The organism is Blautia sp. OM07-19 (assembly GCF_003481595.1).
Lineage (GTDB): Bacteria > Bacillota > Clostridia > Lachnospirales > Lachnospiraceae > Blautia_A > Blautia_A intestinihominis.
Map to the genome: position 1 here is coordinate 75600 of NZ_QULA01000019.1, position 6104 is coordinate 81703.

General features: G+C 48.6%; 8 protein-coding genes. 4 read left to right on the top strand and 4 right to left on the bottom strand.

Annotated features, from left to right (window positions below; genetic code table 11):
• The first annotated feature begins 103 nt into the window (after positions 1-103).
• The 4 genes from DXC01_RS13125 to DXC01_RS13140 are packed head-to-tail and all read left to right on the top strand — an operon-like array spanning position 104 to position 2413.
• Positions 104-433 (top strand): plasmid mobilization protein, encoded by a 330-nt coding sequence (locus DXC01_RS13125; protein ID WP_015529200.1) that lies wholly within the window; start codon positions 104-106, stop codon positions 431-433.
• Positions 394-1743, top strand: coding sequence for a relaxase/mobilization nuclease domain-containing protein (locus DXC01_RS13130; RefSeq protein ID WP_117626625.1), 1350 nt, complete (start codon positions 394-396; stop codon positions 1741-1743). The genes DXC01_RS13125 and DXC01_RS13130 overlap by 40 nt, the downstream gene beginning before the upstream one ends.
• A 60-nt stretch (positions 1744-1803) precedes the next feature.
• On the top strand, positions 1804-2073 hold the full coding sequence (locus DXC01_RS13135; RefSeq protein WP_015529202.1) for a helix-turn-helix domain-containing protein: 270 nt from the start codon (positions 1804-1806) through the stop codon (positions 2071-2073).
• Positions 2074-2119: 46 nt separating this feature from the next.
• Positions 2120-2413, top strand: coding sequence for a hypothetical protein (locus DXC01_RS13140; protein ID WP_025579757.1), 294 nt, complete (start codon positions 2120-2122; stop codon positions 2411-2413).
• Positions 2414-2557: 144 nt separating this feature from the next.
• Here DXC01_RS13140 and DXC01_RS13145 read toward each other — a convergent pair whose 3' ends face one another.
• The 4 genes from DXC01_RS13145 to DXC01_RS13160 form a co-directional block, all read right to left on the bottom strand.
• The gene (locus DXC01_RS13145) at positions 2558-2923 is read right to left on the bottom strand and encodes a cysteine-rich VLP domain-containing protein (protein WP_005933796.1); all 366 of its coding nucleotides are present in this window, start codon (positions 2921-2923) and stop codon (positions 2558-2560) included.
• Positions 2920-3132, bottom strand: coding sequence for a transposon-transfer assisting family protein (locus tag DXC01_RS13150; protein WP_005933795.1), 213 nt, complete (start codon positions 3130-3132; stop codon positions 2920-2922). Before DXC01_RS13150 ends, DXC01_RS13145 begins: the two co-directional genes overlap by 4 nt.
• The gene (locus DXC01_RS13155; RefSeq protein ID WP_117767613.1) at positions 3129-4073 is read right to left on the bottom strand and encodes a hypothetical protein; all 945 of its coding nucleotides are present in this window, start codon (positions 4071-4073) and stop codon (positions 3129-3131) included. Before DXC01_RS13155 ends, DXC01_RS13150 begins: the two co-directional genes overlap by 4 nt.
• A gap of 3 nt (positions 4074-4076) precedes the next feature.
• Positions 4077-6104 (bottom strand): YodL domain-containing protein (locus DXC01_RS13160; RefSeq protein WP_118699075.1); only part of this gene is annotated, 2028 nt, incomplete at its 5' end.

A 6104-nucleotide genomic window follows, 5' to 3' on the forward strand; every position in this document is an offset into this window, starting at 1 on the left:
AGTACCCTTTTCCGTATTTTCGCCCTCCCGCCCTGCGGTGCGTCGGTTAAAAATTGCTTGTTGGGAAGTGTCCCAAACCCTCGGAATGGAAAGGAACGATTGCATGAACGGACGCAAAAGAAAAGTACAAATCAAATTCTATGTAACAGAGGAAGAACGGGCATTGATTGAACAGAAAATGAAGCTCGTCCCTACCCAAAATATGGCGGCGTATCTTCGCAAGATTGCCATTGACGGGTATATCATTCAGACAGACCATAGCGACATAAAAGCCATGACAGCGGAGATACAGAAAATCGGGGTCAACGTCAATCAGATTGCAAAGCGTGTCAATGCGACAGGCAGCGTCTACCAAGAGGACATAGAGGAAATAAAGGGGGTGCTTGCGGAGATATGGCGGTTACAAAGATTAAGCCTATTAAAAGCACGTTGAGCAAAGCCCTTGATTATATCCAAAACCCGGATAAGACAGACGGGAAAACGCTTGTGTCCTCCTTTGGGTGCAGCTATGAAACGGCAGATATTGAGTTTGAATATACTTTGTCGCAGGCTCGGCAGAAAGGGAACAACTTAGCCTTTCATCTGATACAATCGTTTGAACCGGGAGAGGTGGACTGTGAGAAAGCCCACACAATCGGAAAACAGCTTGCCGACGCGGTAACAAAGGGACAGCATGAATACGTCTTGACTACCCACATAGACAAAGGGCATATCCATAACCATATCATTTTTTGTGCGGTCAACTTTGTTGACTACCATAAGTACAATTCCAATAAGCGCAGTTACTACGGCATACGGAACATAAGTGATAAGCTGTGCAGGGAAAACGGGCTGTCCGTTGTCATTCCGGGTAAAGGCAGTAAGGGAAAAAGCTATGCAGAATATCAAGCGGAAAAGACGGGAACAAGTTGGAAAGGCAAGCTAAAAATTGCCGTTGATACACTTATCCCCCAAGTAGCAAGTTTTGAAGAATTATTGCAGCGGTTACAGGCGGCGGGCTATGAGATAAAACCGGGAAAATATATCTCCTGCCGCGCTCCCGGACAGGAACGCTTTACCCGCTTAAAAACCCTCGGTGCAGATTATACAGAGGAAGCAATCAAAGAACGGATTGCAGGCAAGCGCACAAAGGCAGCGAAAGCTCCCAAAGAGCAGCGCGGCGTATCGCTGCTTATCGACATTGAAAGTAGTATCAAGGCACAAGAGAGCCGGGGCTATGAACAGTGGGCGAAAATCCATAATCTGAAACTGGCTGCAAAAACTATGAATTTCTTGACAGAACACAAGATTGAGCAGTACGCGGATTTAGTCAGCCGGATTGAAGAAATAAATGCGGAAAATGAAAAGACAGCAGACGCATTAAAGAGCGTGGAGAAACGTCTTGCAGACATGGCGGTGCTGATGAAGCACGTTACCACCTACCAAAAAACAAAAACCGTCTATGAAGCATACCGCAGGGCAAAGGATAAGGACACATACCGGGCAAAGCAGGAAAGCAGTCTGATACTCCATGAAGCGGCGGCAAAGGCATTGAAAGCGGCGGGCGTTACCAAGCTCCCCAATCTTGCCGCCATGCAGGAAGAATACGGGAAGCTCCAAGCGCAGAAAGAAGCCCTTTACACTGATTATGGCAAGCTGAAAAAACAGGTCAAGGAATACGACGTTATCAAACAGAACATAGACAGTATTTTAAGACTGGAAAAAGAACCGGAACGGGGCAGGGAAACCGAACGCTTACAGTAGAAATATCTATAAAAGCGTGGTAGGATAAAGGTATTCCAATATAGACAGGAGCGTGAAAACATGGCAGACCAAACGATACCCGATTATGAAACCATAAGCGCCGCCGTTACCGGAGAAACATGGGCGGTGGAAAAGGTGCTTATGTGCTACAAGGACGAAATCGACAGGCAGGCAACTGTAAAGAAACGTCAGCCGGACGGAACATTCAAACTGGAAATTGATGAAGATATGCGCCAGTATATCACAATGAAGCTGATAGAAGCCCTCCCCCAGTTTCCCCTTGAAGAAATGGAAAGAGAGGAAAAAAGAAATCGGGACAAAAAATCATAAAAAGGTAGACGGGAAGCTGCTGCGGACAGATAAGCAGTTCCGGCATTTGAAGCAACGGCAGAAAGAAACTATCAGTACATGGCTTTATGAGGAATACCGCCGTCTTTGGATAGAAAAGGGACAGGAGCCGCATAAGTACAACAACCGGGAAATCGTTGCCGCTGTTATGGAACGGATAGAAGCTGCGGGGATATGGCTGCCGGAACAGGAAGTAACAAAATATTTTTACCGCAGGAAAACCCATTACCGGAACCGGATAGAAAAAGAATTACAGCCGAAGCCGGAAATGCAGGATAAAGACAGTCAGACACAAAAAGAACAGGGCGCAGGAAGCCAGTAATGACCTCCCGCACCCTGTTCTTTTATAGGTACTGATTTTAAAATGTTACGCAGTAGAACCCCCATTTTAAGGGAAAAGGTATTCTGTATCGCCTATGCCAGTTTCACGTCATTTATGCCCTGTAAATCAAGGCTTTTTTTGCCCTTATCGCGTAACCGCCGCACGCCGTTTCCTCATGCGCTCGGCTGCCTGTCTGCGGGTAATCCGCTTCCGGCAGTCCGGGCAGTATTTGACGCTGTTCGATTTTGATACAAAGAACGTGCCGCACTCGGTACAACGCTTTTTGTCCTCTGTCTTGAAAAGCTCTGCATACAGTAGCTTATCAAGAGGAAGTACGGCAATTTGAAACCACTTGCATAAAAGCGAACAGGAAATGAGCTGCGGGCAGACACATTCCTCCCCGTCGTCCAGTAAGATACAGTGTCCGCGCTCGCAGTTGCAGCACTCCTTTTTTACAAGGCTGTTGACTTTTCGGCTCTGTGGCGGCGTAAGCCGCTTACCCCCGGTCATACTTCATCAGCGGCGAAAATGGCAAGCTCCGCATACTCGTTTTCTGTTAGCGGGGAAATTTTCTGTAAGGTGCGTTCTGCAAAGGGGCGCATATCCTCGTCCATGAACGGCAGCGCAGCCGTCATATTTTCCATAAGCTGTGCTTTGCTTCCCTCATGGTAAATACTCAACAGGTTCATTTCTTCAACGGTCAGTCTAATCATGCTCATACCTCCAATTCGTGATGTTTTGATTTTGCTGTCTTTTTCGGGACTTTTGGGGATTTTTCTGTTTGTAACTGCGCCCGGACAGAGGGAGGGGACTGTTTCATCTCTTTCTTCCTCTCGCTTTTATCTATCAGCGCATAAACGCCATGCCTGCCCTCCAACGTAGATAAGGAAAGGCTTTTGTAAGGGAGCATGGAAAGCAGCCGTTCCATATCCTTATCCGTTGCCAGTGGAACAAAGTAGGGAGAAAGTTCTACCGCACAATGGGTCTTTTCGGGGCTGTCCGGTTCTCCAAGCCCTTTTACATTTTCCACAATCCGGCGGGCTTCTGTTTCAATCTGTCTATCATGCAGGGCGGCGATATGTAACTGAAAATCCCTCTGCGTATGCGGTGTTCGTTTTTTCTGCTGTTCCCTCAAAAGGCTTTTTAAGGCTTCCGGGTCGTTTGGCTGTGCTTCAAAACGTATAAACTTTCCAAGTTGCGGGTCAGTGTCCCCGTCAAAATATTGTCCGGCAGGCTTTGTCAGCTCCCCATGCTCATAAATCAGCGTGTAGTTGTCGGCAGGGATTGATTTTTCGATTACTTCCCGGAAATGCTGCAAATAATCCAGTTCATAAAGATTGCCCTTGATTTTTTCCTGCTCTGTGCCTGTCAGTTCCACCGCATAGGCAAGGATAGTATCGCGGGTCTGTTCCCCGTAAAACCGCCATGTATTATGCTGCCTTGTGTCCTTTAGAAAAACGTCCCGTTCCCGGAAGCAGCACGTCCCGGACGGGCGGGAAAACCACAAAAGCCGTTTGTCCTCCGGGATAAGGCTTACCGCCGCTTTCCGCAAAATCTGTTTGTCTATGTCAAAATCGCTCTGATAAAAAGCGGTGTTCTGTTTCATTATGGCTTCAAGGGAAGCAATAACGTCCACATTTTCAAATTTTTGTAACTTCATAGGTCAGCTCCTTTCCAAATCCTGTGTTTTCTGTCTTGCCTGTTTCTTCGGTGCCTGTTCTTTCGCTGCTTTAAGCTGCGCCCGGATAGAGGACTTTTTCTCCGGCTCTGCCTGTTTCTTTTCTGCTTTGAGGGCTTCGGCGTATTCTGCAAGGGAAATCTGTCCTCCGGCTTTTGCTTTTTCTTCCAGTTCCGTAGCGGTCGGGGTGTTGTTTATCTGCCCGTCAATCATGTTGTAATTCTGCTCGGTGGTCTGTTCGGCAGCTTTCAGATAATTTTCCGGCTGCAAAAACTCCGGCACGTCCTTATAACCGAAGCTGTCTACATAGTGGGCGGTGTCCTGTCCGTTCTGATGAAGTACCACCACGTCGGAAACGGAAAGGCTGTGTCCCTTAAAATCTTTCGGGTGGTCGATATTAAAGCGGGTGTAAATATCTTCAAGGGAAGTCCCCGGCGTAAGAGGTGCGGAATAGACAAGTGTATAGTTTTTCGCGTCTACCCGGTGTCCGGCGGCAATCAGACGGTCGTAAGGCTCAAAACGCAAGTCCCTTGTTTCGTCCCCGCCTTTTATCTGATAAATGGAAAAGGTGTCTTTATCCTGTGGGGCTTCCTGCTCCGGCTGCCCTTGTGCGAATTGTTCCTGTGCAGCTACCTTTTGCGCCCGGATATGCGCCCGCTGTAACTCGGTAGGCTTTTCCCCGGTAAGAGGTGCAATCGCCTTGACATAATCAGCCGCATAATAGGCGTTACTGGTAAGCTGCCGCTGCCATACCCCGGCTTTTGGCGACCAACGGAAGCCGTTGCTTTTTAAGGCTTCCCGCGTAGCTTCGTCCGGCTTATCCTCAAAGAAGATTTGCAGACGGTTCGCTTCGGTGTTTGCTTCCACCTTGCCGCCGTCGAATTCCCAACCCACAAAACCGATTTCTTTTTGCTGTGAAAGGGATTTGATACGGTCTTTCACGCGCCGGATTTCCGCGCTGTTGTTGGATAACGCCCAAGTCGCAAAGGGCTTGTCCCCCAAATGCCAACTGCTCGCCATGTCCGCTTTTAATTTTTCAAGCTGTTCCGGCAACAAATGCGGGCAGCCGTCAAGGGTCTTGTGCTTACGGTAATAGGCGTTTACGGCTTTCATGGTTTCCTGTGATTTTTCAAGGCTTTCCAGTTTCTTTTCTAACTTCTGTACTGCCTGTGGGTCGTCTGCACTGATACCGCCCATGCCGGTACTGCGGATTTTATCAAGAAGTCCTTGTATGTCCTGCCATTCCCGGTAATTGCTGTCGCGGGCTGCGTTCTGCTTTTCTTTCTTCCTTGTGGGGAAGTTAGAGCCGCCCGCAATGAGGATAGAGGGAACACGCGCGTCAATCTCATAGCCTTTGTTCATGTTCGCCGCCAGTTTCCGGGCGTAGGTGTCAAGCAGGCTGTCGATTTTCTCATGGTACATCGGGTCTACCCGCTGTTTCTGCCTTTCTGCAAGCTGTACGGCTTCATCTACATAGTGCCTGTATTCAGCCGTCGCGCTGCCTTGCTTATAATCGGAAAAACTGTTTGCGTCCTTTGCACGTTTGGCGGCAGCTTCGTTGATTGTGTAATAAGGTGCGGCGGGTGCAGCTTGTTCCGGCTGTGGTGCTTCGCTGCTTGCGCCTGTATCAGCTTCCGGCTCGGTCTGTGCTTCTTTTTCCTGTACCGGGGCTGTTTCTTCGGGAAGCTCCGGCGCGGCTGCTTCTGCTTCGGGCTGTATGGTAGCTTCCTGTGGGGTCTGTGCCTGTTCGGTGGTCTGTTCCTTATCCTGTGCCTTTTGGATTTCTGCAAAATGTCCGTCTATGGTATCAATCAGACTTGCGGCGGTGCTGCGGATTGTTTCAAGAGAGCCTTTCAGTTCTGCAAGTTCTTTTCCGCTGCTCCACCCGGCGATATATCCAAAGGAATAGTCCGACGTATCAAGCCCGTAGTGTTGGCAAACGGCATAGGCGACGCTTTCAGCCTCAAATGTTAATGTTTCCATTTGAAGCATTATACCCATGTTTTTATAATG

Bases quoted from the DNA above. Each gene is read 5' to 3' on its own strand.
- DXC01_RS13150 (WP_005933795.1), bottom strand. From the start codon at position 3,132: ATGAGCATGATTAGACTGACCGTTGAAGAAATGAACCTGTTGAGTATT.
- DXC01_RS13130 (WP_117626625.1), top strand. From the start codon at position 394: ATGGCGGTTACAAAGATTAAGCCTATTAAAAGCACGTTGAGCAAAGCC.
- DXC01_RS13135 (WP_015529202.1), top strand. From the start codon at position 1,804: ATGGCAGACCAAACGATACCCGATTATGAAACCATAAGCGCCGCCGTT.
- DXC01_RS13145 (WP_005933796.1), bottom strand. From the start codon at position 2,923: ATGACCGGGGGTAAGCGGCTTACGCCGCCACAGAGCCGAAAAGTCAAC.
- DXC01_RS13125 (WP_015529200.1), top strand. From the start codon at position 104: ATGAACGGACGCAAAAGAAAAGTACAAATCAAATTCTATGTAACAGAG.
- DXC01_RS13155 (WP_117767613.1), bottom strand. From the start codon at position 4,073: ATGAAGTTACAAAAATTTGAAAATGTGGACGTTATTGCTTCCCTTGAA.